Source organism: Mesorhizobium sp. M0991 (assembly GCF_040318915.1).
In the GTDB taxonomy this organism is placed as follows: Bacteria; Pseudomonadota; Alphaproteobacteria; order Rhizobiales; family Rhizobiaceae; genus Mesorhizobium.
This window is the reverse complement of sequence record NZ_JAMYNE010000053.1, coordinates 1-22,715: the sequence shown is the minus strand read 5'-3', so window position 1 is coordinate 22,715 and position 22,715 is coordinate 1. Positions and strand designations below refer to the sequence as shown.

At 63.5% G+C, this 22,715-nt stretch carries 17 protein-coding genes and 2 pseudogenes; 16 read left to right on the top strand and 3 right to left on the bottom strand.

From position 1 onward, the window contains the following. Positions 1-634, top strand: a pseudogene (locus tag NKH70_RS33565) (ATP-binding protein); the annotation flags it as partial. 498 nt (positions 635-1,132) lie between these two features. After that, complete coding sequence (locus NKH70_RS33560; protein WP_352721518.1) at positions 1,133-2,851, top strand: adenylate/guanylate cyclase domain-containing protein; 1,719 nt, start codon at positions 1,133-1,135, stop codon at positions 2,849-2,851. Between the two features lie 220 nt (positions 2,852-3,071). Here NKH70_RS33560 and NKH70_RS33555 read toward each other — a convergent pair. Next, positions 3,072-3,421: pseudogene (locus NKH70_RS33555) on the bottom strand (ABC transporter permease); the annotation flags it as partial. A gap of 109 nt (positions 3,422-3,530) precedes the next feature. Here NKH70_RS33555 and NKH70_RS33550 point away from each other — a divergent pair. The 11 genes from NKH70_RS33550 to NKH70_RS33500 all read left to right on the top strand — a co-directional run bounded on the left by NKH70_RS33550 (position 3,531) and on the right by NKH70_RS33500 (position 16,962). After that, positions 3,531-4,130 carry an ANTAR domain-containing response regulator gene (locus tag NKH70_RS33550; RefSeq protein WP_352464414.1) on the top strand — a complete coding sequence of 200 codons (600 nt, stop codon included), beginning with the start codon at positions 3,531-3,533 and terminating at the stop codon, positions 4,128-4,130. Between the two features lie 2 nt (positions 4,131-4,132). Next, positions 4,133-5,371, top strand: coding sequence for a CmpA/NrtA family ABC transporter substrate-binding protein (locus NKH70_RS33545; RefSeq protein ID WP_352721516.1), 1,239 nt, complete (start codon positions 4,133-4,135; stop codon positions 5,369-5,371). Between the two features lie 358 nt (positions 5,372-5,729). Continuing rightward, entirely contained in the window at positions 5,730-7,046 is a 1,317-nt protein-coding gene (locus tag NKH70_RS33540) for a CmpA/NrtA family ABC transporter substrate-binding protein (protein ID WP_352916673.1), read from the top strand. A 75-nt stretch (positions 7,047-7,121) separates the two neighbouring features. Next, on the top strand, positions 7,122-8,018 hold the full coding sequence (gene ntrB, locus NKH70_RS33535) for a nitrate ABC transporter permease (RefSeq protein WP_352721512.1): 897 nt from the start codon (positions 7,122-7,124) through the stop codon (positions 8,016-8,018). An 11-nt stretch (positions 8,019-8,029) separates the two neighbouring features. Beyond that, the gene (locus NKH70_RS33530; protein WP_352721510.1) at positions 8,030-8,827 is read left to right on the top strand and encodes an ABC transporter ATP-binding protein; all 798 of its coding nucleotides are present in this window, start codon (positions 8,030-8,032) and stop codon (positions 8,825-8,827) included. A 250-nt stretch (positions 8,828-9,077) separates the two neighbouring features. Beyond that, positions 9,078-9,314 carry a hypothetical protein gene (locus NKH70_RS33525; protein WP_352721508.1) on the top strand — a complete coding sequence of 79 codons (237 nt, stop codon included), beginning with the start codon at positions 9,078-9,080 and terminating at the stop codon, positions 9,312-9,314. Positions 9,315-9,372: 58 nt separating this feature from the next. Then, positions 9,373-10,674, top strand: a complete 1,302-nt coding sequence (locus NKH70_RS33520; protein WP_352721506.1) for an MFS transporter — start codon at positions 9,373-9,375, stop codon at positions 10,672-10,674. Positions 10,675-10,693: 19 nt separating this feature from the next. Further along, on the top strand, positions 10,694-13,144 hold the full coding sequence (gene nirB, locus NKH70_RS33515) for a nitrite reductase large subunit NirB (RefSeq protein ID WP_352721505.1): 2,451 nt from the start codon (positions 10,694-10,696) through the stop codon (positions 13,142-13,144). A gap of 63 nt (positions 13,145-13,207) precedes the next feature. Beyond that, on the top strand, positions 13,208-13,537 hold the full coding sequence (nirD, locus tag NKH70_RS33510) for a nitrite reductase small subunit NirD (RefSeq protein ID WP_352721503.1): 330 nt from the start codon (positions 13,208-13,210) through the stop codon (positions 13,535-13,537). Positions 13,538-13,540: 3 nt separating this feature from the next. After that, a complete protein-coding gene (locus NKH70_RS33505) occupies positions 13,541-16,372 on the top strand; it encodes a nitrate reductase (RefSeq protein ID WP_352721502.1) in 2,832 nt (943 codons plus the stop codon). Positions 16,373-16,476: 104 nt separating this feature from the next. Continuing rightward, the gene (locus NKH70_RS33500; protein ID WP_352721501.1) at positions 16,477-16,962 is read left to right on the top strand and encodes a hypothetical protein; all 486 of its coding nucleotides are present in this window, start codon (positions 16,477-16,479) and stop codon (positions 16,960-16,962) included. A gap of 25 nt (positions 16,963-16,987) precedes the next feature. Here NKH70_RS33500 and NKH70_RS33495 read toward each other — a convergent pair whose 3' ends face one another. Further along, positions 16,988-18,019 (bottom strand): hydroxyacid dehydrogenase, encoded by a 1,032-nt coding sequence (locus NKH70_RS33495; protein WP_352721500.1) that lies wholly within the window; start codon positions 18,017-18,019, stop codon positions 16,988-16,990. A 176-nt stretch (positions 18,020-18,195) separates the two neighbouring features. Between NKH70_RS33495 and NKH70_RS33490 the strand changes: the two genes are divergently transcribed. Next, entirely contained in the window at positions 18,196-19,632 is a 1,437-nt protein-coding gene (locus NKH70_RS33490) for an aldehyde dehydrogenase family protein (RefSeq protein ID WP_352721553.1), read from the top strand. A 38-nt stretch (positions 19,633-19,670) separates the two neighbouring features. Then, positions 19,671-20,252, top strand: a complete 582-nt coding sequence (locus tag NKH70_RS33485; RefSeq protein ID WP_352916669.1) for a DUF1349 domain-containing protein — start codon at positions 19,671-19,673, stop codon at positions 20,250-20,252. 40 nt (positions 20,253-20,292) lie between these two features. Here the strand turns inward: NKH70_RS33485 and NKH70_RS33480 are convergent, their stop codons facing one another. After that, on the bottom strand, positions 20,293-21,045 hold the full coding sequence (locus NKH70_RS33480) for an SDR family NAD(P)-dependent oxidoreductase (protein WP_352721497.1): 753 nt from the start codon (positions 21,043-21,045) through the stop codon (positions 20,293-20,295). A 317-nt stretch (positions 21,046-21,362) separates the two neighbouring features. Between NKH70_RS33480 and NKH70_RS33475 the strand changes: the two genes are divergently transcribed. Then, positions 21,363-22,634, top strand: a complete 1,272-nt coding sequence (locus tag NKH70_RS33475; protein WP_352916667.1) for an O-antigen ligase family protein — start codon at positions 21,363-21,365, stop codon at positions 22,632-22,634. Positions 22,635-22,715 lie beyond the last annotated feature (81 nt).

The following is a 22,715-nucleotide window of genomic DNA, read 5'->3' as shown; positions in this document are numbered from 1 at the left end:
CGGCCGCAGCGCCGCTCGTCGCCGGACCTGCTCGATCAGCTGATGGCGGCAAAATCGGCGGCGCTGGAAATCCGCCCCGAACCGGCGGAGCCGCCGATCAGCGCTGAGGATCTGGCGGAGCGGCGCGAGCGCGTCGACCGGGTGCTGCGCGCCGTGCTGGCGCAACCCGATGCCGGCTTCCGTGTCATCGGCGTGCTCTATCAGGAGTTCGTGGTCCGCTGCCGCATCGAGGGCCTCGCCTCGGTCGTGCCGGACCTGCCGGAGTTCCGCCGCATGCTGACCCGCGCCCGCGCCGGCCTCGGCTCCGACATGGCCAGGTGACGACGCCTGGCAAAGACGTTTCGGCGCGCGCTTCGCTGCTGCCCGAGGATATGCAGGGCGTGTTCATGATGATCGCCCGCGCCCCCAAGGAAGGTTGGCCCTGCCCGAGCGACGCGGCGATCGCCCGCGCCTATGGCTCGCACTCGCTACGCCGCGCCCGGCGCCTGCTGACCTATATCGAGGAGAGGGGCTGATCGTGTGCCAGCTCGACGGGGTCGGACGGCGGACGGTGACGCTTGTGGAACTGGCCTGGGCGACGGCGCCGGGCGATCCCGGTGCCGCGGAGGCGGAGCAGGGGAGTTTGGCTGTGTGATGGGGGCGGGGCGGTTTGGGCGAAAGCTGACGTCGCTCAAGATCAGCAAAGCGCCAAGAGCGGTCATCGCCGAACCACTACTCAGATGTCGCGTTTGGGCCGACATCGGAAGATCCGCTTTCGGGATGATTGGGCTAAAGAGCCGACCTTCGTGTCTTAGTGCGGACCGCTTTGCGCCGTATCGCGACCTCCGCGAACGCCGTTGGGACTGTCATGTATCGACCCCTTTTCAGGCCTTCAAACGAGCACGGCCTAAGGGAAACGTTTGAGCCAAAGGGGTCACAGTCCGGTCGCGAGGCAACTGCCGCGAACAAACGGCGGGATAGGTGGGACTCGCTCGTCAGGGGCGCCGCGGCAGGTGAGCCAAGGCGTCGCGCGAGCCATAGTCTCAAGAGGCGTGATCTGTGGTATAGAGGCCGGTGAGGGCACGCCGGAAGCGCCGGCCCTACTTGCCTCTGGCGTGCGGCCTGCGTGTCGCGAACCTTCACTGAGGCTCACATGGAGCGGAAGCTCGCTGCCATCCTTGCCATCGATGTCGTCGGATACTCGGCGCTCATGGAGGCGGATGAGGCCGGCACCTTCGACCGGCTAAAACGTGGCCGCAAAGAGCTGTTCGAGCCGGAGATCGCGACGCGACATGGGCGAATCTTCAAGCTAATGGGGGACGGCCTGCTGGCGGAGTTCGGCAGCGTCGTGGATGCGGTCGAATGCGCGGTCACGCTTCAGCGCGGAATGGCAGAGCGTAACGCGAGCGTCGCCGAAGACCAGCGCTTCGAAGTCCGGATCGGAATCAACCTTGGAGAAGTGATCGTCGAAGGGGACGATCGCTATGGCGAGGGCGTGAACGTGGCGTCGCGCCTCCAACAACTCGCCGAGCCCGGTGGCATCTGCGTTTCAGAGAAGGTGTCCAAGGAGGTCAGGCAGAAGTTGGCGTTTGCGTTCGAGCCCATGGGCGAGCAGCGGGTAAAGAATATAGCCGAGCCGATATACTGCTATCGTGTGAACCTGCAGCTTCCGAGAGCCGCTCCGGCCGGCCGACTGACATCGCTGGAATTGCCCGACAGGCCCTCGATCGCGGTCTTGCCTTTTACCAACATGAGCAACGATCCGGAGCAGGAAACCTTTGTCGACGGCTTGACCGAAGACCTGATCACCGATCTCTCTCGCTGCGCTGGCCTCTTCGTAATCGCGCGCAACTCGACCTTTGCCTACAAGGGACGGCCGGTCGATGTGCGTTTGGCCGCGCGTGATCTTGGGGTGCGCTATGTGGTTGAAGGCAGCGCCCGGCGCGCCGCGGGGCGCGTGCGCATCAATGCGCAGCTGATCGACGCGGTCGGCGGCGATCATATCTGGGCCGAGCGCTACGACAGCAGCCTCGAGGATATCTTTGCAGTGCAGGACGAGGTCACGGCCAAGATCGTCGAAGCCCTTGTCGGCCGATTGGCCGGACAGCCGGCGCGCAAACGGCCGACGAGTCTCGAAGCCTATGACCTCTGCGTCCGAGCCCGCGGCGTCAGTTTTCAGACCGGGTTAGGCGCGCGGGAAGCGCGCATGCTCCTGGAAAAGGCGATCGGACTCGATCCCGACTATGCCGAAGCACATAGCTTGCTGGCCCTCAATCTTTGGCTCGGCTGGCTGTTCTGGAACGAGCCGAAGGAAACCAACCAGCCTCGCGCGCTCGCGGAAGCGCAGCGGGCAGTGGCGCTCGACCCTAACGATGCCGGGAACCGCTGGTTGCTGGGCATCATACTTGGTCACGAACGGCGCTTCCGGGAATCGGATGCCGAGTTCGAGGCGACCTTCAAGCTCGATCCCAATCATGCCGATGCCTGGGCGATGCGCTCGGATCTCATCACCTTAAGGGGCGACGCGGTCAAGGGCGTCGAATTCGTGAAGCGGGCGTTGCGGCTCAATCCGCACCCTCCAGGGTGGTACTATTGGATGGCGGGCCAAGCCTATTATGCGCTCGGCGACTATCAATCTGCGGTCGATGCCTTACGCAAGCCGGAAACCTACCGCACCACGTCGCGGCGCATCCTAGCGGCAGCCCTCGCGCAGCTCGGGCGCCTTGACGAAGCCCGTCAAGAGGCGGAATTCTTCCTGATGAGCGATCCCTATTTCAGCATCAGGCACTGGGCAACATCGCAGCCATTCGACGACGAAGAAGTGCTCCAGCGCTTCGTCGAAGGTTACCGCAAGGCTGGCCTTCCCGACTAAGGAGCGCATCGCTTTGGATCGCCGACTTGCTCTCGTCAGGACATACGCTCGTCTTTTGGCTATGAGGGCGATGCCAGTGGGTTCCATCGATCAATGACCGTTGATAGCGCAAAGCTGCCTTAGCGATGTCCGCTCTTGGTGAATCGACGGGACCGTAGGAATGACTGCCGTGCGGCGCAAGCTGTCATGCACGGCTCCGTTTGCGAGAGTCTGCTTCGGGTCAAAAGCAGCTGCTCGCGTCAGCCCCCTGCCGATCCTCAATAATCCGCAAATAAGCCGCCGTGACAAACAGCATGATCAGCCCAAACAAAATCCGCCGCGCTCCTTCCGGCATCTGCAGGATGGTCAGCAGCGTCGTCAGCACGGTGAGGATCAGCGCCCCAATGATGGTGCCGGTGTAGCCGCCGCGGCCACCGAAGGCAGCACCAGCGGTTCGACGAGCGACAGCGCCTTGATCAGGCGATGTAGAGCAGTGCCGGCGAGTACGCTCGAGATGACGTAGAGTGCCGTGATCACCCGCCAGTAGCGGACGCCGGACAGGCGCGTTGCCCATTCGTAGTCGCCGACGGCCGCCCGCGACGCTGGCCGTCGCATCCAATGCTCAGGCGGCGCCCGGCTTTGTTTGCGTGAATCTCGCCATGCCGCATTGCACAATCGCCTCGCCTGCGCAAAATGCGGCATGATCCGCAAATCCCTCACTGTCCTGGTGATCGATGAAAACCACATCCGCGCTTCGATAATCGAAGCAGGACTGCGGGAGGCCGGCCATCAGCAGGTCACGGTCATCCACGACGTCACCGGCATAGCGCGGCGGATCGCCGAGATCGAACCCGACGTGATCGTCATCGACCTCGAAAATCCCAACCGCGACATGCTCGAAAACATGTTCCAGCTCTCGCGCGTGGTGAAGCGGCCGATCGCCATGTTCGTCGATCGCTCGGACCAGGCGTCGATCGAAGCCGCGGTGGAAGCCGGGGTGTCGGCCTATGTCGTCGACGGCCTGCGCCAGGAGCGCGTCAAGCCGATCCTCGATATGGCGATCAGCCGCTTCAACGCGTTTTCGCGCATGGCGCGCGAACTGGAAGAAGCCCGCAGCGAATTGGAAAGCCGCAAGGTGATCGATCGCGCCAAGGGCATATTGATGAAGTCGCGCGGCCTGTCGGAGGACGCGGCCTATACGCTGCTGCGCAAGACCGCCATGAACCAGAACCGCAAGATCGCCGAAATCGCCCAGAGCCTGGTGACGGCGGCAGGCCTTCTGGATCCCGAGGAGAGTTGAGAATGGCGGCCGAGCACCGGATCAATGCTGGCTTCATGCCGCTCTTCGACAGCGCTGTCCTTGTCGCAGCGAAGGAAATCGGCTTCGCCTTGCGTGAAGGCATCGATCTGACGCTCAACCGGGAAACGTCCTGGGCCAACATCCGCGACCGCATCGCCATCGGCCATTTCGATCTGGCGCATATGCTGGGGCCGATGCCGATCGCCTGCAACCTGGGGCTGACGCCGCTCGCCTCCGACACGGTCGTGCCGTTTTCGCTCGGCCTTGGCGGCAATTGCGTCACGGTTTCGAACGCCGTCTGGGCGGGCATGGCCGCGCACGACGCCCGACCCGACCTCGATCCGGCGCGGGCCGGCAAGGCGTTGGGGGCGCTGATCCGCGAACGGGCGAATGCCGGCGGCGATCCGCTTCGCTTTGCCGTCGTCCATCCGCACTCCGGGCACAATTACGAACTGCGCTACTGGCTCGCCGCCTGCGGCATCGACCCGTCGCATGAGATCGAAATCGTCATCGTGCCGCCCCCCTTCATGGCCGACGCGCTCGCGGCCGGCAGGATCGACGGCTACTGCGTCGGCGAACCCTGGAACAGCGCCTCTGTCGTCGCCGGCACCGGCCATATCGCCACGGTCAAGGCGGCCATCTGGAAGACCAGCCCGGAGAAAGTCGTCGGCGTGCGCAAGGCCTGGGCGGAAAAACAGCCGGACGCGCTTTCGGCCCTGCTGCGCGCGCTGCATCATGCGGCGCGCTGGTGCCAGGATCCGGCAAACCGCGACGAACTCGCGGCCTTGATGGCGCAACCGGCCTTCCTTGGTCTGGCGCCGGCGCTGCAGATGCCGATCCTCAGCGGCCATCTTGCGCTCGGCGGCGGCGCCGAACTCAGCGTCGGCGACTTCTTTCTGCCCTTCGACAAGGCGGCGAACTTCCCATGGAAGAGCCATGCGCTGTGGTTCTACACGCAGATGGTACGCTGGGGGCATGTCGCGCATACGCCGGAAAACCTCGCTGTTGCCCGCGACTGCTACCGCCCCGATCTCTACCGCTCGGCGTTGAAGCCGCTTGGCGTGGCGCTTCCCGGTGCCAATGCCAAGGTCGAGGGCGCGCTGAAGGCCGCGACTCCAGTTGGTTCGGCGGGGGCAAGCCTGGTGCTCGGTCCCGACGGTTTCTTCGATGGCCAGATATTCGATCCCGACGAGATCGACGCCTACATTGCCGGCCAGAAATTGGCGCGCGCCGAAGCCTGATCATTTCCGCGGCATTCTTGTGCGCTGCACAAAAAATGTGCGTGCAAATGCGCTAATGAACAATCTTTGGCTTGCTCGCCCAGCGGGCCGGCGCGCCGACGATTTTGGCATGCCATTGATCTCATTGATGTTTGTCGTCCATTCCGAAACTGGCACGGTTCCTGCTTTGTAATAGGCAGACTCTTCTCGGAGTCACGGAATGCGCGTCCAATGGCGGGCGCTACAGGCAAAGCTGCCGCTCAGGTCAACACGCGATCCCGGATGGACGGACGCGCGAGGCCTGGCCGGCGGCTTTTTTGTTTGGTCGAACACGCAATCGACGGCGCCGATCCCAAGCCGCGCCCAACCGGAGATGACGATGACGAAACGCATCAAGAGCCATTCCGCCCAAACGGCGATCAGCCGCCGGGATTTCCTGAGGATCAGCGCGGCCACCGCGGCAACGCTGGCGGCGGCGCGTGCGCTGCTGCCCTCCGGCGCCTATGCCGCGGCGGCCGCGCCGGAAGTCACCGGCGCCAAGCTCGGCTTCATCGCGCTGACCGATGCGGCACCGCTGATGATTGCCAAGGAAAAAGGCCTGTTCGAAAAATTCGGCATGCCCGATGTCGAAGTGCTCAAGCAGGCGTCGTGGGGGGCAACGCGCGACAATCTGGTGCTCGGCGGCGAAGCCAACGGCATTGACGGCGCCCATATCCTGACGCCGATGCCCTATTTGATGCACACGGGCAAGGTGACGCAGAACAAGCAGCCGCTGCCGATGGCGATCGTGGCACGGCTCAACTACGACTGCCAGGGCATTTCCGTCGCCCAGGAATATGCCGGCACCGGCGTCGGCATCGACGCCTCAAAGCTGAAGGAAGCCTTCGCTGCCAAGAAGGCCGCAGGCAAGGAGGTGAAGGCCGCCATGACCTTCCCGGGCGGCACGCACGACCTCTGGCTGCGCTACTGGCTGGCCGCCGGCGGCATCGATCCCGACAAGGACGTCTCGACCATCGTCGTGCCGCCGCCGCAGATGGTCGCCAACATGAAGGTCGGCAACATGGACGTGTTCTGCGTCGGCGAGCCGTGGAACGAGCAGCTCGTCCATCAGGGCGTCGGCTTCACCGCCGCCACCACCGGCGAACTGTGGAAGGGCCATCCGGAAAAGGCGCTCGGCCTGCGCGCCGCCTTCATAGACAAGTACCCGAACGCCACCAAGGCGATCCTGATGGCTGTCATGGAAGCCCAGCAATGGTGCGAAGCAAAAGAAAACAAGGACGAGATGGCCGCTATCATCGGCAAGCGGCAGTGGATGAACGTGCCGACCGCCGACATCATCGGCCGCCTCAAGGGCGACATCAATTACGGCAATGGCCGCGTCGCCAACGGCACCGACCTCTATATGAAGTTCTGGCAGGGCGGCGTGTCCTATCCCTTCAAGAGCCACGACAGCTGGTTCCTCGCCGAGAACATTCGCTGGGGCAAGTTCGCGCCGACCACCGACATCAAGGCACTGGTCGGCCAAGTCAACCGTGAGGATCTGTGGCGCGAGGCGGCCAAGGACCTTGGTGTCGCCGCGGCCGATATTCCGGCGTCTACGTCGCGCGGCCCCGAAACCTTCTTCGACGGCAAGATCTTCGATCCGGAGAACCCGTCGGCCTATCTCGACAGCCTGAAGATCAAGGTGTCGGCCTGAGCCTGACATAGACGCGCGGCAGGCGGTGGCAGCGCCGCCTGCCTTTCACGTGCCGCCAAGGAGTTTTTCGAAACAATGTCTATCCAAGCCATCGAGGACAGCGAGGTGAAGCCGTTCCCCGCACCGGCCAAGCCCGCCGAGGTCATCGCTTTCACCGCCAGGGCGCGGCGTCGCTTCGACCCGGCCGCGATCGCCGGCAAGCTGGCAAGCACGCTGGTGCCGCCGGTCATTGTTATCACCATCATGCTCGTCGTCTGGCAGGTCGCCTGTTCGTCGCCCACAGCCAGCCTGCCACCGCCAAGCCAGGTGTGGAACGAGGCCTATGACCTGATCGCCCACCCGTTCTTCGACAATGGCCCGCAGGACATCGGACTCGCCTGGCGGGTGCTGATGTCGCTGCAGCGCGTCGCCATGGGCTTCGGCCTGGCGGCAATCGTCGGCGTCGCGCTCGGCGCGCTCGTCGGCCAGTCGATCTGGGCGATGCGGGGCCTCGATCCGGTCTTCCAGATCCTGCGCACGGTGCCGCCGCTCGCCTGGCTGCCGCTGTCGCTGGCGGCGTTCCGCGATTCCAGCCCGTCAGCGATCTTCGTCATCTTCATCACCTCGATCTGGCCAATCATCATCAACACTGCGGTCGGTGTCCGCAACATCCCCGAGGACTACCGCAACGTCGCCCGTATCCTCCGGCTCAACCAGCTCGAGTTCTTCGTGAAGATCATGGTGCCGGCGGCCGCGCCTTACATCTTCACCGGATTGCGGATCGGCATCGGCCTGTCGTGGCTGGCCATCGTCGCCGCCGAAATGCTGACCGGCGGCGTCGGCATCGGCTTCTTCATCTGGGACGCGTGGAACTCGTCCCGCCTGCCCGACATCATCGTCGCGCTCGCCTATATCGGCGTCACCGGCTTCTGCCTCGACCGCCTGGTCGCGGCAGTCGGCGTCTTCGTCACCCGCGGCACAACGGCAAAGTGAGCAGAGGGACGATGACGGCCTATCTGAAGCTCGACCATATCGACAAATCCTTCGCCCGCGGCAGCCAGGTCAGCGACGTCCTGAAGGATATCCGGCTGACCATCGACAAGGGTGAATTCGTCTCGATTATCGGCCATTCTGGCTGCGGCAAGTCGACCTTGCTCAACCTGATCGCCGGCCTGACCAAGGTCTCCGCCGGCGCCGTCCTGCTCGAGGACAAGGAAGTCGACAGCCCTGGCCCGGAACGCGCCGTGGTGTTCCAGAACCACAGCCTGCTGCCATGGCTCACCGTCTACGAAAACATCAATTTGGCAGTCACGAAGGTCTTTGGCCGGAGCAGGAGCCGGGCCGAGCGGCATGACTGGATCATGCGCAATCTCGATCTCGTGCAGATGGCGCATGCCAAGGACAAACGTCCGGCCGAGATATCGGGCGGCATGAAGCAGCGCGTCGGCATCGCCCGGGCGCTGGCCATGGAGCCGAAGATCCTGCTGCTCGACGAGCCCTTCGGCGCGCTCGACGCGCTGACGCGCGCCCATCTTCAGGACGCGGTGATGGATATCCATTCGAGGCTCGGCTCGACGACGATCATGATCACCCATGACGTTGACGAGGCGGTGCTGTTGTCCGACCGCATCGTGATGATGACCAACGGTCCGGCGGCCACCATCGGCGAGGTTCTTCCCGTGCCGCTTGCCCGGCCGCGCCGACGCATCGAGCTTTCCTCCGACCGCACCTTCCTGCGCTGCCGCGAGGCGGTGCTGAAATTCCTCTACGAACGCCACCGCTTCGTCGAAGCCGCGGAGTAAGGCAATAACCGGAAACTCGTCATCATCATTGGCAATCTGCATCGGCAATGGGCAATCTACCGCATTGCACAAACATTATGCTGCTGTGCAAGGCATTCTGACTAATCTTTGATCCGCTGCCGAGCTTGGTCAAGAGTCGCGCGGCTGCGGTTCACATTGGTTTCATTAGATAATTCTGAGCGCTGTCGAATTGGCACGCTTCCTGCTTTTCAAAATGTAGGTCCGCAAGGGCCAAGTGACACGGCGTCCAATGGCGGGCGCCACAGGCAAAGCTGCCGCTCAGGTCCACACGCGCTCCCGGAACCCCGGACGCGAAGACCTGGCCGGCGGCTTTTTTGTTTTGACGCAATCGACGGCGCTGGTCCCAAGCGGCGCCCAACCGGAGACGACGATGATGAAACGGATCGGAACTGGGGCGTCCCTCGCGGACGTCACGCGCCGCGATTTTCTGGCCAGCAGCGCGCTGACGGCGATGCCGCGCCGCTGACAGTCGCGAACGAACAGACAAGGGCGGTGCCTCCCACGCCGCAAATCGGAGCCAGAAAATGACCGCAAATCTCCCAGCCGCGCCCAGCCAGGACAGTGCTCCCCGGCAGGCGCTTGTGATGTCCACCATCGCCTTCACCGTCTGCTTCGCGGTGTGGACGATCTTTTCAATCATCGGCGTGCGCATAAAGCAGGAGCTGGGGCTGAACGAGACGGAGTTCGGCCTGCTGGTCGGCACGCCGATCCTCACCGGCTCGCTCGTGCGTATGGTGCTCGGTGTCTGGACCGACCGTTTTGGCGGACGGCTGGTATACACCGCGACCATGCTTGCGGCGGCGGTCGCGACCTTCCTGCTCGCTTTTGCGCACACCTACGGGCAGATGCTGGTCGCTGCGCTTGGCGTTGGGCTCGCCGGCGGTTCCTTCGCCGTCGGTGTCGCGTATGTCTCGCGCTTCTTCCCGGCCGGCAAGCAGGGTACGGCGCTTGGCATTTTCGGTGTCGGCAATGTCGGCGCCGCGGTCACCAAATTCCTGGCACCGTTTGTGCTTCTCTCCTGGGGCTGGCAGTCGGTCGCGCTGATCTGGGCGGCAGCACTCGTCGTCATGGCCGCCGTCTTCTGGTTCACGACCGGCGACGATCCGGTCATTCGCGAGCGCCGCCACGGCAAGGCTGCACCCGCGGGAAGCTTCTTGCAGGAATTCGCGCCGCTCAAGAACCTGCAGGTCTGGCGTTTCGCCTTCTATTATTTCTTCGCCTTCGGTGCATTCGTGGCGCTCTCGCTGTGGCTGCCCCGCTACCTGATCGGCGTCTACGGCTTCGGGCTTGCGACCGCCGGCATGATCGGCGCGGCCTATTCAATTCCGGCAAGTATTTTCCGCGCCTATGGCGGCGTGCTGTCCGACCGGATCGGCGCCCGCACCGTGCTCTACTGGACCTTCGCTGTCAGTGCCGCCGCGACTCTCGTTCTGTCTCTCCCCTCGGCAGACTACGTCGTGCGCGGTGTCAGCGGGCCGATCGCCTTCCATTTCGAGGTCGGCCCGCTCGCCTTCATAGCCGTTGCCTGTGTGCTCGGCTTCTTCATGAGCCTTGGCAAGGCTGCCGTCTACAAGCACATCCCGGCTTACTATCCGCAGAGTGTCGGCGCGGTCGGCGGCGTTGTCGGCATGATTGGCGGGCTCGGCGGCTTTATCCTGCCAATCGTCTTCGGCGCGCTCAACGACCTCACCGGCGTCTGGTCGAGCTGCTTCATGCTGCTCTTCGTCATCGTCGCCACCTGCTTTGCCTGGATGCATTTTTCCATCCGGCGGATGGAGCGCACGGCGTCTGACGAAGCTTCAGGCCTTTCCTACGCGGCTGAGTGAGACCGGAGTGGATCAGGACATGACCGAGAAACTCGTTATCATCGGCAACGGCATGGCCCCTGGGCGCATGCTGGAGCACCTCCTGGAAAAGGCGCCTGGGCGCTACCAGGTCACCATCTTCAACGCCGAGCCGCGCGTGAACTACGACCGCATCATGCTGTCGCCGGTTTTGTCGGGCGAAAAGGCCTATGAGGAGATCATCATCCATGGCGACGGCTGGTACATCAAGCACGGCATCACCCTCTACAAGGGCCACAAGATCGTCGCCATCGACCGGCAGGCAAAGTCCGTCACCTCCGATCATGGCGTGACCGAGCCCTACGACAAGCTCGTCATCGCCACCGGCTCAGTGCCGTTTATCATTCCGGTGCCAGGCCATGATCTGCCCGGCGTGCTCACGTATCGCGATCTCGACGACGTCCGGGCGATGATGCTTGCCGCCCAGTCGCGGGCCAAGGCCGTGGTCATTGGCGGCGGCCTGCTCGGGCTCGAGGCAGCCGCGGGCTTGAATGCGCAAGGCATGGACGTCACCGTGCTGCACGTCATGCCGACGCTGATGGAGCGTCAGCTCGATCCGGCCGCCGGCTATCTCCTGCAGCGCGCCGTCGAGCAGCGCGGCATCAAGGTCATCACCAAGGCAAACACCCAGGCGATCACCGGCAACGGCAAGGTCGAGCGGGTGGAGCTTGCCGACGGCACCATCATCCCGGCGACGCTCGTCGTCATGGCGGTGGGCATCAGGCCGAATGCGGCGCTGGCGAAGGAAGCCGGCATTGCCGTCAATCGCGGCATCGTCGTCGACGCCGGCATGCGCAGCAACGATCCCGATATCTACGCAATCGGCGAATGCGCCGAGGTCAACGGCCAGGTCTACGGACTGGTCGCGCCGCTCTACGAGATGGCGCGCGTCGCCGCCAACCATCTGGCCGGTAATGAGGCGGCGGCTTTCGTCCACATGGACACGCCGACCAAGCTAAAGGTCACCGGCATCGAGCTGTTCTCGCTCGGTGACTTCGCCGAGGGCGATGACCGCCAGGAGATCGTGCTGCGCGATGCTGCGGCCGGCGTCTACAAACGCCTGGTGCTCAAGGACGACCGCATCATCGGCACCGTGCTCTATGGCGAGACGGCGGACGGCGCCTGGTTCAACGACCTCAAGAAGAAGCAGACCGACATATCCGAGATGCGCGATACGCTCATCTTCGGCCAGTCCTACCAGGGAGGCGCCCCCCTGGACCCTATGGCGGCCGTTGCAGCCTTGCCGGATGATGCGGAAATCTGCGGTTGCAACGGCGTATGCAAGGGAAAGATCACCGGCGCGATCACGGCCAAGGGCCTGACCTCGCTCGATGACGTGCGCGCCCACACCAAGGCGTCGGCCTCCTGCGGCTCCTGCACCGGGTTGGTCGAAAAGCTCATGGTGCTGACCATCGGCGACAAATACAACCCCGCGGCGGTCCAGCCGATGTGCAGCTGCACCGCGCTCGGCCATGACGAGGTCCGCCGGCTGATCAAGGCCAAGGGCCTGAAGACCATTCCCGCCGTCATGCAGGAGCTGGAGTGGAAGACCTCCTGCGGCTGCGCCAAGTGCCGGCCGGCGCTCAACTATTATCTCGTCTGCGACTGGCCCGACGAATACGCCGACGATTACCAGTCGCGCTTCATCAACGAGCGCGTCCACGCCAACATCCAGAAGGACGGCACCTACTCGGTGGTGCCGCGCATGTGGGGCGGGGTCACCAACGCCGCCGAATTGCGCGCCATCGCCGACGTCGTCGACAAGTTCGAGATCCCGATGGTCAAGGTCACCGGCGGCCAGCGCATCGACATGCTCGGCATCCGCAAGGAGGACCTGCCGGCGGTGTGGGCCGATCTCGGCCAGGCTGGCTTCGTCTCCGGCCACGCCTATGCCAAGGGACTGCGCACGGTGAAGACCTGCGTCGGCTCGGACTGGTGCCGCTTCGGCACGCAGGATTCGACCGGCTTGGGCATCCGTATCGAAAAATTCATGTGGGGCTCGTGGACCCCGGCCAAGGTAAAGATGGCGGTGTCGGGCTGTCCGCGAAACTGTGCCGAGGCGACCTGCAAGGATGTCGGCGTGATCTGCGTCGACAGTGGCTACGAAATCCATTTCGCCGGCGCCGCTGGCCTCGACATCAAGGGCACCGAAGTGCTCGGCCTGGTCAAGACCGAGGACGAGGCGCTGGAGCATATCGTGGCGTTGACGCAGATGTATCGCGAGCAGGGCCGCTATCTCGAGCGTATCTACAAATGGGCCAAGCGCGTCGGCATCGCCGAGATCAAGCGCCAGATCATGGACGATGGCGAGAAGCGCAAGACCTATTTCGACCGCTTCGTCTTTTCGCAGAAATTCGCCCAGGTCGATCCGTGGTCGGAACGTGCTTCCGGCAAGGACAAGCATGAATTCCGGCCGATGGCTTCGGTCGGCTTTGCGCAGGCGGCGGAGTAGGCGCGTGTTCCCGAGTGGAATGCGGTTTTCGGACAAGAACACGCGCAAAAGAGGAATGGCCACATGAATTGGGTATCAATTGGCACGCTCTCGGACATTCCGCGTCGCGGTGCGCGCTGCGTAGCCACGCCCGAAGGCAAGATCGCCGTCTTTCGCACGGCCGACGATCAGGTCTTTGCCATCGACGACCATTGCCCGCACAAGGGTGGGCCACTCAGCCAGGGCATCGTCCATGGCACGGCGGTGACCTGTCCCTTGCACAATTGGGTGATCTCGCTGGAGACAGGCAAGGCGCTCGGCGCCGACGAGGGCGCGGTGCGCACCATTGCGGTCCGGATCGACGGCGAGCGGCTGTTCATAGCGCTGGAAGCGCTGGCCAGCTGCGCGGCGTGAACCATGCAGATTGATGAAGCGCGCGAGGTGAGGACCACCTGCCCCTATTGCGGGGTGGGTTGCGGCGTGCTGGCGAAGGTCGCCGCGGACGGCGAAATAACCGTTCGTGGCGACCCGGACCACCCGGCGAATTTCGGCCGGCTCTGCTCCAAAGGCTCGGCGCTGGCCGAGACCATCGACCTCGACGGCAGGTTGCTATACCCGGAGATCCACGGTCGCCGCACCGACTGGGACGAAGCGCTCGACCTTGTCGCTTCGACCTTCTCGCAAACCATTGCCGAGCACGGCCCTGACGCGGTCGCCTTCTACGTCTCCGGCCAGTTGCTGACCGAGGACTATTACGTCGCCAACAAGCTGATGAAGGGCTTCATCGGCTCGGCCAATATCGACACCAATTCGCGCCTGTGCATGGCCTCGTCGGTCGCCGGCCACCGCCGCGCCTTTGGCTCGGACACCGTTCCGGGAAATTACGAGGATCTGGAACTTGCCGACCTGATCGTGCTGGTCGGCTCCAATCTCGCCTGGTGCCATCCAGTGCTCTACCAGCGCATTGCCGCCGCCCGGGAAAAGCGGCCCGAGATGAAGGTGGTGCTGATCGACCCACGCCGCACCATGACCTCAGATATCGCGGACATGCATCTGGCGATCGCGCCCGATGGCGATGTCGCTTTGTTCACAGGGCTGCTCGCCTATCTCGGCCAGCACAACGCACTGGACCGCACCTATATCACGGCGCACACGACCGGCTTCGGGCAAGCGCTTTTCGCCGCCTCGGCGCTCGATCTTGCCGGCATCGCGGCTGCCACGGGTCTCAGTGAGGACGAACTGGCCCGCTTCTACAGCCTGTTTGCCGCGACGGCGAAGACGGTGACCGTCTACAGCCAGGGCGTGAACCAGTCGTCTTCGGGCACCGACAAGGTCAACGCCATCATCAACTGCCATCTAGCCACCGGCCGCATCGGCAAGCCCGGCGCCGGGCCGTTTTCGGTGACCGGCCAGCCCAATGCTATGGGCGGCCGCGAGGTCGGCGGCATGGCCAACATGCTGGCCGCCCACATGGAGATCGAAAACCCCGAGCACCGCAACCGCGTGCAGCGCTTCTGGAATGCCCCAACCGTCGCCGAAAAACCCGGCCTGAAAGCGGTCGAGATGTTCCAAGCGGTGGCCGACGGACGCATCAAGGCGCTGTGGATCATGGCGACCAATCCGGTCGATTCGATGCCGGATGCCGATGCGGTCGAAGCGGCGATCAAGGCCTGCCCGTTTGTCGTGGTGTCGGACGTGCTGGGCGAGACCGACACGGTCCGCCATGCTCATGTCCGGCTGCCGGCGGCGGCATGGGGCGAGAAGGACGGCACCGTCACCAATTCGGAGCGCCGCATCTCGCGCCAGCGGGCTTTCTTGGCCAGGCCCGGCGAGGCAAGGCCAGATTGGTGGATCATCGCTGAAGTCGCCAAGCGGATGGGCTTTGGCGAGGCGTTTTCGCATGTGTCGCCGGCCGACATCTTCGCCGAGCATGCCGCGTTGTCGACATTCGAGAATGACGGGGCGCGCGATTTTGATATAGGCGCGTATGGCGATATCGGTGCAGAGACCTATGAGGATCTTCTGCCGTTCCAATGGCCAGCGCCGAGCCAAGGCACCCCCCTCTGGCCTGCCGGCCATCTCCCCCTCAAGGGGGGAGATTGGATGTCGCCACAGGTTTCGCCAATCGTTACCATTGCTGAAAAGGCGGTACCGGCAAAACTGCCAATCTCCCCCCTTGAGGGGGAGATGGCCGGCAGGCCAGAGGGGGGTGCCTGGCGCCAGCCGGAGGGCAAAAGCACCCGCTTCTTCGCCAACGGCGGCTTCTACACGCCCGACGGCAAGGCACGCTTCATTGCCATCCGCCCAGCCGCACAAACCCGCACCAACCCGGACTACCCGTTGGTGCTCAACACCGGGCGAGTTCGCGACCACTGGCACACCATGACGCGGACCGGCAAGAGCCCGCGCTTGTCGCAGCACATGGCCGAACCGTTCGTCGAAATCCACCCGGCGGATGCGCAGCACTATGGCATCGGCGATGCCGACATCGTCCGCGTCTCCACGGCTTATGGCGAGGTGCTAGTCCGCGCGCTGGTGACGGTGCGCCAACGCCGAGGCTCGGTTTTCGTGCCGATGCACTGGACCGATCAGTTCTCCGGCCGCGCGCGTATCGATGCACTGGTCGCGCCGACGACCGATGCGATTTCAGGCCAGCCGGCCTCGAAGAACGTTGCCGCCCGCATCGAGCGGTTCGCCGCCACGGCCTTCGGATTCGCCGTGCTTGCCGAACGGCCCGCATCCATCGACGCCGATTACTGGAGCCTCGCTCGCAGCCCCGCCGGCTGGCGCCTCGAAATTGCGCTGCGGTCCGGCCGCGACTGGACCGGGTTTGCCGCCTCCCTGTTAGGCATGGAAGGCGAGACGCTCGCCTATCACGACATCGCCGGCGGGCACCATCGCTTCGCTCGTTTCGCGGGCAGTCGGCTGGTCGGCGCGCTCTATCTTGCGCCGACCCCGGTAGCGGTGTCGCGCGGCTGGGCGGTCGAACAACTGGGTGCCGACCATGCCGATCGGCAGGCGCGGCTGGCGATTGTCGCCGGGCGGCCGGGCGGCAAGAGCGTCGACCGCGGTGCCATCGTCTGCGCCTGTTTCGGGGTCGGTGCCAACCAGATCGCGGAAGCGGTGCGCGGCGGCTGCACCAGCGTCGCGGCAATCGGCGCCGCGCTTCACGCCGGCACCAATTGCGGCTCTTGCCGCGCCGAGATCAAGACCATTATCGACGGTCGGCGTCTTCAAGCTGCGGAGTGAATGTGCCGAGGAACTCTGCCGCGCCGCTGCATGATGCTTACTAGCAATTTACAAACCATGGGCTACCAACGTTCTGACTTCGATTCGTTCGGAACGGGAACCCCATGAGCAAAGCCCTGACCTCATTCGCGCTTGCCGCCGTGCTGGCGGCCTTGCTGATGGCGCTCAGCCTGACGGTGGCCAGGCATGGCTATCCCTATGGCGCGATCGGCGCCAAGCGCTTGAGCGACGTCGCCGATGCGGGGACGTTCATTCCGCTCGCGGCGATCTATTTTTTCAGCGCACTGCTGATGATGGTTCTGCCGATCAGGCTCGCTGGCATCGTCCTGACACATGCCGCCGATGCGATCTTCTGGACGGTCATCGTGTTGTTTGCGGTCATCGTTGGATGTCTCGCCGCGAGATTTGCTTTCGGTCAGCGCGATGTGCTCTCGGCGCTGCTGAACTGGCGGTTCCTGTTTGTCGCAGCCGTCGTCGGATGCCATCTCTTCATCAACGAGCTGCGCCACAACATCCTGTTGAGAAGCCTGTTCTTCGTCGTCTTTGCCGCAGCGACACTGGCCTGCCTGTTTTGGTCCTTCACCGTCTGAGCATGTGCGACCGTCGGCAGACGGCTTAATTCTTGTCGACCGGTTTTGAACGCATTCGCGAAACGGTCTCACGCTCGGCCCGCTTCGAACGCATCGGCGGCAGGCCGCGGTCGATCAGGTCCATGTCTTCCAGCACCATGTCGCCCATCCGCTTGAAGGCGATGTCGAGCGCGCCGGCCCGGTGGGCGGAGCGCAGGAATCCCGGCAATGTGCGGACCGGGTGATCCTGGGCCAGAGGCTCCTCAGGAAAAACATCGCTGGCGGCGACGATATGGCCGCTGCGGACGGCGTCCATCAGTGCCGGAAAATCGACCACTCCGGCTCGGCTGAGCAGGATGAAAGCGGCTCCCTTGTGCATCCTGGCAAACGCCTCGGCACCAAGGAAACCCTGGTTTTCGCTGGTCACCGAAGCGACGACGAAGATGAAATCGCTGTTCGACAGAACGTCGTCGAGAGAGGCCGGCTCGACGCCGTTTTCGATCAGGATCGACGGCGGCAGCCACGGGTCGAAGACTTTTATCTGCGTGCGAAAGCCCGACAGTAGCCGGTTGAGCGCACGGCCAAGATCGCCGAAGCCGATGATGCCGACATCCGCACCGGAAAGAAGCCGCGCCGTCCGGTTGCCGTCGCCGCCCCACAGCTCCTTGCCCTGACGAAAAGCGAGGTCGGCATCGACGATGCCGCGGGCAAGGTTGAGCGCCATGGCAAGGCCGAGCTCGGCCACCGGTTCGGCAAAGACCAGCCCGGTGGTGACGACATGGATGCCGCGCGAAAACAGCGTCTCGTAGGGCATGTTGTTGATGAGGTTGCTCTCGACATTGAAGATGCAGCGCAGCGCCTTCATTTTTTCCAGCGTCTCCGGCGCGATAGGTGGCTGGCCGACGATGTAGCGGGTCTCGGCAAGCACATCGGCCGGCAGCGCCGCGACGCCTTCGGGCGATGTTTCGACGATGCGGTATTTCGATCGAAATTTCGCCAGCGCAGCCGGCGTGAAGATCAGGTCGAGCGTGCGCGGTTCGGGTGCGCTGATCACCAGCGGCAAGGCGCTGTCGGACATGATACCTTTCCTCCCGTGCGATCCGCGTCGCACCACACTAGAATCGTCTTTCCCGCCCCGACACCTATCACATGCCTGTCGAGGAGGAGAAGTTTGCCTGCCTTCGGCCTTGCGGTGCGGCGGTCGGTGGTCCAGATAGACGGCGATCGAAGGACGACAAGGAAGACAGCGACATGATCCCGTTTCGAAAGAACCTCATCGATGGCGAGTGGGTGGGCGATGCCGGCTCCCGCAACATCAACCCGTCCAATCTCGACGACGTGGTCGGCGAATATGCATCGGGAGGCGCCGAGCACGCCCGGCAGGCCATCGCGGCGGCGAAGGCGGCATTTCCGGCATGGTCGCGATCGGGCCTGCTGGCACGCCACGCGGTGCTGAGGAAGGCGTCGGACGAGATCACCGCGCGGAAAGATGAAATCGGCCGGGCCTTGGCGCGCGAGGAAGGCAAGACGCTGGTCGAGGGCATCGGCGAGACTGTCCGTGCCGCCCAGATATTCGACTTCTTCGCCGGCGAGACGCTGCGCCTGTCGGGCGAGCTGGCGCCAAGCGTGCGGCCCGGCGTCGGCGTCGAGATCACCCGCGAAGCGGTCGGCGTCGTCGGCATCATCACGCCGTGGAATTTCCCGATCGCCATCCCGGCTTGGAAAATCGCTCCGGCGCTGGCCTACGGCAACACCATCGTCTTCAAGCCGGCGGAACTCGTTCCGGAGAGCGCCTGGACCATTGTCGACATCCTGCACCGCGCCGGACTGCCCAAGGGCGTGCTCAACCTGGTGATGGGCAAAGGTTCGGTGGTTGGCCAGGCTATGCTCGACAGCCCTGACCTCAACGCCATTACCTTCACCGGCTCTGTCGGCACCGGCAAGCGTGTCGCCGCCGCCAGCGTCGAGCACATGCGCAAGTTCCAGCTCGAAATGGGCGGCAAGAACCCGCTTGTCGTGCTCGACGATGCCGACCTTGCCGTCGCGGTCGACTGCGCCATCAACGGTGCCTACTTCTCGACCGGCCAGCGCTGCACGGCGTCGTCCCGCCTGGTGGTGACGGACGGCATCCACGACCGCTTCGTCGAGGCGCTCAAGGACCGCATGGCCAAGCTGGTCGTCGGCGACGCTCTCGATGCCAAGACCCAGATCGGACCGGTTGTCGACCAGAGCCAGTTGAAACAGGACGAAGACTATATCGCCATCGGCCGTCAGGAAGGCGCGGACCTTGCATTCGGCGGCGAGCGGCTCGATCGTGAAACCCGCGGCTTCTATTTGCAACCGGCGCTGTTCACCGAAACCACCAACGCCATGCGCATCTCGCGCGAGGAGATTTTCGGACCGGTCGCCAACGTCATCCGCGTCAAGGATTATGATGAGGCGCTGACTGTGGCCAACGACACGCCGTTCGGGCTGACGTCCGGCATCTGCACCTCGAGCCTCAAGCATGCCACGCATTTCAAGCGCAATTCGGAAGCCGGCATGGTCATGGTCAACCTGCCGACTGCCGGCGTCGACTTCCACGTGCCTTTCGGCGGGCGCAAGGGATCGAGCTACGGCCCGCGCGAGCAGGGCCGCTATGCCGCAGAGTTCTACACCACGGTGAAGACCGCTTACACGTTTGCCGGCTAAGAAAAGGCGGCAGACCAGCCAGGCAGGCGAGCAAGTCGATGACATCTGAGAATACCGACCTGACCTGGCTCAATCCGCCGCCGCACCATGCCTTCGGCAACAATACGGTGCATGTGCGGACCGGCAAGGAGACCGACTTCTGGCGAGAGACGTTCTACGGCTTCTGGCGTGATAATGGCCATTTCCTCTATCGTGAGGTCGAGGGCGATTTCAGCGCCGAAGTCACGGTCAAGGGGCACTATGAGGTGCTTTACGATCAGGCCGGGCTTATGGTCCGCCTGAGCCAGACCCATTGGATCAAGGCCGGCATCGAATACACCGACGGGCTGATGTATTTTTCCGTCGTCGTCACCAACGATGCCTCCGACTGGTCGCTGGCCAGCATTCCGGCCGATCCGGACGGGGTCAGGATCCGCCTGACCCGCCATGCCGAGACGATCCGTGTCCAGTATCTGGACGCGACCGACAAGCACTGGAAACCGGTGCGGCTTGCCTATTTCCCGCCGTCGAAAACGGTCGATGTCGGCATGATGTGCTGTTCGCCGCAGCGCGAGGGCTTCGAAGTGACATTCAGCGATTTTTCGATCGGCCCGCCGATCTCGCGGGAGCTTCACGACTGAGGCGCCGCGATGCGGTCGGGCGGTTTGCGTCCGGCCTGCCTCAGTAGGTCGCTCGGCCGCCGGAGACGTCGAAGACGGCAGCCGTCGTGAACGAGCATTCCTCGGACGCGATCCAGCAAATCAGCGCCGCCACCTCCTCGACCTCGCCGAACCGCGCCATCGGTATTTTGGACAGCATGAAGTCGATGTGCTGCTGGCTCATCTGCTGGAAGATTGCGGTGCGCACGGCCGCCGGCGTGACGCAGTTCACCGTCACCTTGGTCTTGGCCAACTCCTTGCCGAGCGACTTGGTCATGCCGATCACCGCCGCCTTGGAGGTGCTGTAGGCCGAGGCGTTCGGGTTACCTTCCTTGCCGGCAATCGAGGCGATGTTGACGATCCTGCCGTAATTGCGTTCGAGCATATGCGGGACCAGCGCTTTGTTGCAGAAGAAGACGCCGTTGATGTTGATGTCGATGACCCGGCGCCAATCCTCCACCGAATACTCCCAGGCCGTCATGTTCGGTCCGGTGATGGCAGCGCTGGTGACAAGCACATCGACTGCGCCAAGCGCTTTGATCGTCTCTCCGGCGGCGGCTTCGACCGCTAGGGGGTCGGCGACGTCGAGGGTCACGCTGTGCAGGCCTGGAACACTGGCCTTGGCCTGCTCGATCTGGGCGGCATCGCGATCCCAGACCGAAACACGCCCGCCTTCGTCAGTGATCCTTTGCGCGACCGCCAGGCCGATGCCTGAGGCGCCGCCGGTGATAACAGCAGATCGTCCGGCAAATCGTCCCGCGAAACTCATCGGCATGTGGTCTTCCTCCCAATTGGCGGCGAATGTGAAGTCAACGGCCGACAAGTTCAAGCGCGGACTTGCAACCTCAGAACAGCTTGTGATGGGCCAGCACCGGGCAATTGGACGGGACTGCCTCCTGCCCAAATCGTCTCGTCCCGTACTGAGAGAACTGCAGGAACGACGCGCCCGGTTGGCATCCGGGTGACAGGCGGCGCCGGATGGGTTATATTGCACTGCACAATGCGAGCGCCTGCAGGCGAGCCTCCCATCGATCCGATGAATCGGCCCATGAAATCGGCATTGAGCTGCAAGGACGGAAAACCGCTACCGAGATGAAGATTCCAAAATCTCTGTTGATCGATCCGGACAAGAACACGGTCTATGGCAGCTTTGCCGTTGCCGTCTCTATCTGGGCGTTCTCCTACTCGACCATTTTCGGCCAGGCTATGATCCTGGCCTACTATGCAGTCTGGCTGCCGCTCATCCTGGTCGACTACCGGAAGATATTAAGGCACGCTTCCAGCGCCTGGCTTCCGCTGGCCTTTGCGACCTATGTCTGCTTCTCGGTGTTCTGGTCGGCAGCTCCCGGCACCACGGCAAGGACAGCCGTCCAATATTGCTCCCACATCGCCTGCGCCTATATTGCCGCGCGCACCGTCAGCGTCCGGACCTTGACCATAGGCGCCCTGATCGGGATTTTCGTCGTCCTGCTCTACTCGCTCAAGGTCGCGAGTTATTCCTATGACGTTCTCGATGGCACGTATAATTTCGTCGGCGCGTTCAGCTCCAAGAACCAGATTGGCTTTGTCGCATCGCTTGGCATCTATTTCTGCGTTGTCTACCTCGCCTTTCTCAGGCGCGGCAGGATAAGCTTTTTGTTGATCGTACCGATTGTCCTTCTGTCGGGCTATCTGCTGGTCGTGTCGCATTCGGCCACTTCGATGGCATCGACCCCAGCGGTTCTGGCTCTGGTCGCCCTGCTTTCCATCGGCAAGCTGCTTTCGCTCCGACATCGCCGGGTGATTTTCATGATCGGTGCGGGCGCGCTGGTCGCCTGCACCGTGATTGCGCTGAATCTCGGGCTGATGGATTTTGTCCTTGGCCTTTTCGGCAAGGATTCGACGCTCACCGGACGAACCTACCTCTGGCAGCAGGGCTGGAATGCCGCGCAGCAAGCGCCCATCCTCGGCGTCGGCTACGCGGCCTATTGGGTGCAGGGCTTCTCCGAGGCCGAGCGGCTGTGGAACGAATTCTACATCGCCGCGCGAAGCGGCTTCCACTTCCACAACACCTACATCGAGACCTTGGTGGAACTCGGCTTCGTCGGTGCGACACTGCTTTCGCTGATCATCCTGCGCACGCTCTGGGGTCACGTCTCGGCGCTGATATTCAGGACATGGCAAGCCGACTCGGTGATTCTTGCCGGCGTCATGGTGCTTCTGTTCATCCGCTCCTTCGTCGAGGTCGAGACCCTCAACCCCTACATCATGGGATCGTTCCTGCTGTATTACAGCTACTTCAAGCTGGTGAGGGTGCCGGCCGTTGCTCCTTCCCGGTGGAGCGCCGTGAACCATCTCGAGGAACCGGACGCCGTGCGAGGCTAGAGTCTTTCACGTTTTGACGGAAGCGTATCCGGCGTTTGCGAAGTAGTTTTTGCATTCGCCGGGTTCGATCGTCGCAACGAG

Excerpts from the sequence above, each read along its gene's own strand:
- NKH70_RS33495 (WP_352721500.1), bottom strand. The coding sequence starts at position 18,019 with ATGTCCGACAGCGCCTTGCCGCTGGTGATCAGCGCACCCGAACCGCGC.
- NKH70_RS33560 (WP_352721518.1), top strand. The coding sequence starts at position 1,133 with ATGGAGCGGAAGCTCGCTGCCATCCTTGCCATCGATGTCGTCGGATAC.
- NKH70_RS33545 (WP_352721516.1), top strand. The coding sequence starts at position 4,133 with ATGGCGGCCGAGCACCGGATCAATGCTGGCTTCATGCCGCTCTTCGAC.
- NKH70_RS33530 (WP_352721510.1), top strand. The coding sequence starts at position 8,030 with ATGACGGCCTATCTGAAGCTCGACCATATCGACAAATCCTTCGCCCGC.
- NKH70_RS33540 (WP_352916673.1), top strand. The coding sequence starts at position 5,730 with ATGACGAAACGCATCAAGAGCCATTCCGCCCAAACGGCGATCAGCCGC.
- NKH70_RS33505 (WP_352721502.1), top strand. The coding sequence starts at position 13,541 with ATGCAGATTGATGAAGCGCGCGAGGTGAGGACCACCTGCCCCTATTGC.
- NKH70_RS33550 (WP_352464414.1), top strand. The coding sequence starts at position 3,531 with ATGATCCGCAAATCCCTCACTGTCCTGGTGATCGATGAAAACCACATC.
- NKH70_RS33485 (WP_352916669.1), top strand. The coding sequence starts at position 19,671 with ATGACATCTGAGAATACCGACCTGACCTGGCTCAATCCGCCGCCGCAC.
- NKH70_RS33525 (WP_352721508.1), top strand. The coding sequence starts at position 9,078 with ATGGCGGGCGCCACAGGCAAAGCTGCCGCTCAGGTCCACACGCGCTCC.
- NKH70_RS33520 (WP_352721506.1), top strand. The coding sequence starts at position 9,373 with ATGACCGCAAATCTCCCAGCCGCGCCCAGCCAGGACAGTGCTCCCCGG.
- NKH70_RS33500 (WP_352721501.1), top strand. The coding sequence starts at position 16,477 with ATGAGCAAAGCCCTGACCTCATTCGCGCTTGCCGCCGTGCTGGCGGCC.
- NKH70_RS33480 (WP_352721497.1), bottom strand. The coding sequence starts at position 21,045 with ATGCCGATGAGTTTCGCGGGACGATTTGCCGGACGATCTGCTGTTATC.
- nirD (WP_352721503.1), top strand. The coding sequence starts at position 13,208 with ATGAATTGGGTATCAATTGGCACGCTCTCGGACATTCCGCGTCGCGGT.
- nirB (WP_352721505.1), top strand. The coding sequence starts at position 10,694 with ATGACCGAGAAACTCGTTATCATCGGCAACGGCATGGCCCCTGGGCGC.
- ntrB (WP_352721512.1), top strand. The coding sequence starts at position 7,122 with ATGTCTATCCAAGCCATCGAGGACAGCGAGGTGAAGCCGTTCCCCGCA.
- NKH70_RS33475 (WP_352916667.1), top strand. The coding sequence starts at position 21,363 with ATGAAGATTCCAAAATCTCTGTTGATCGATCCGGACAAGAACACGGTC.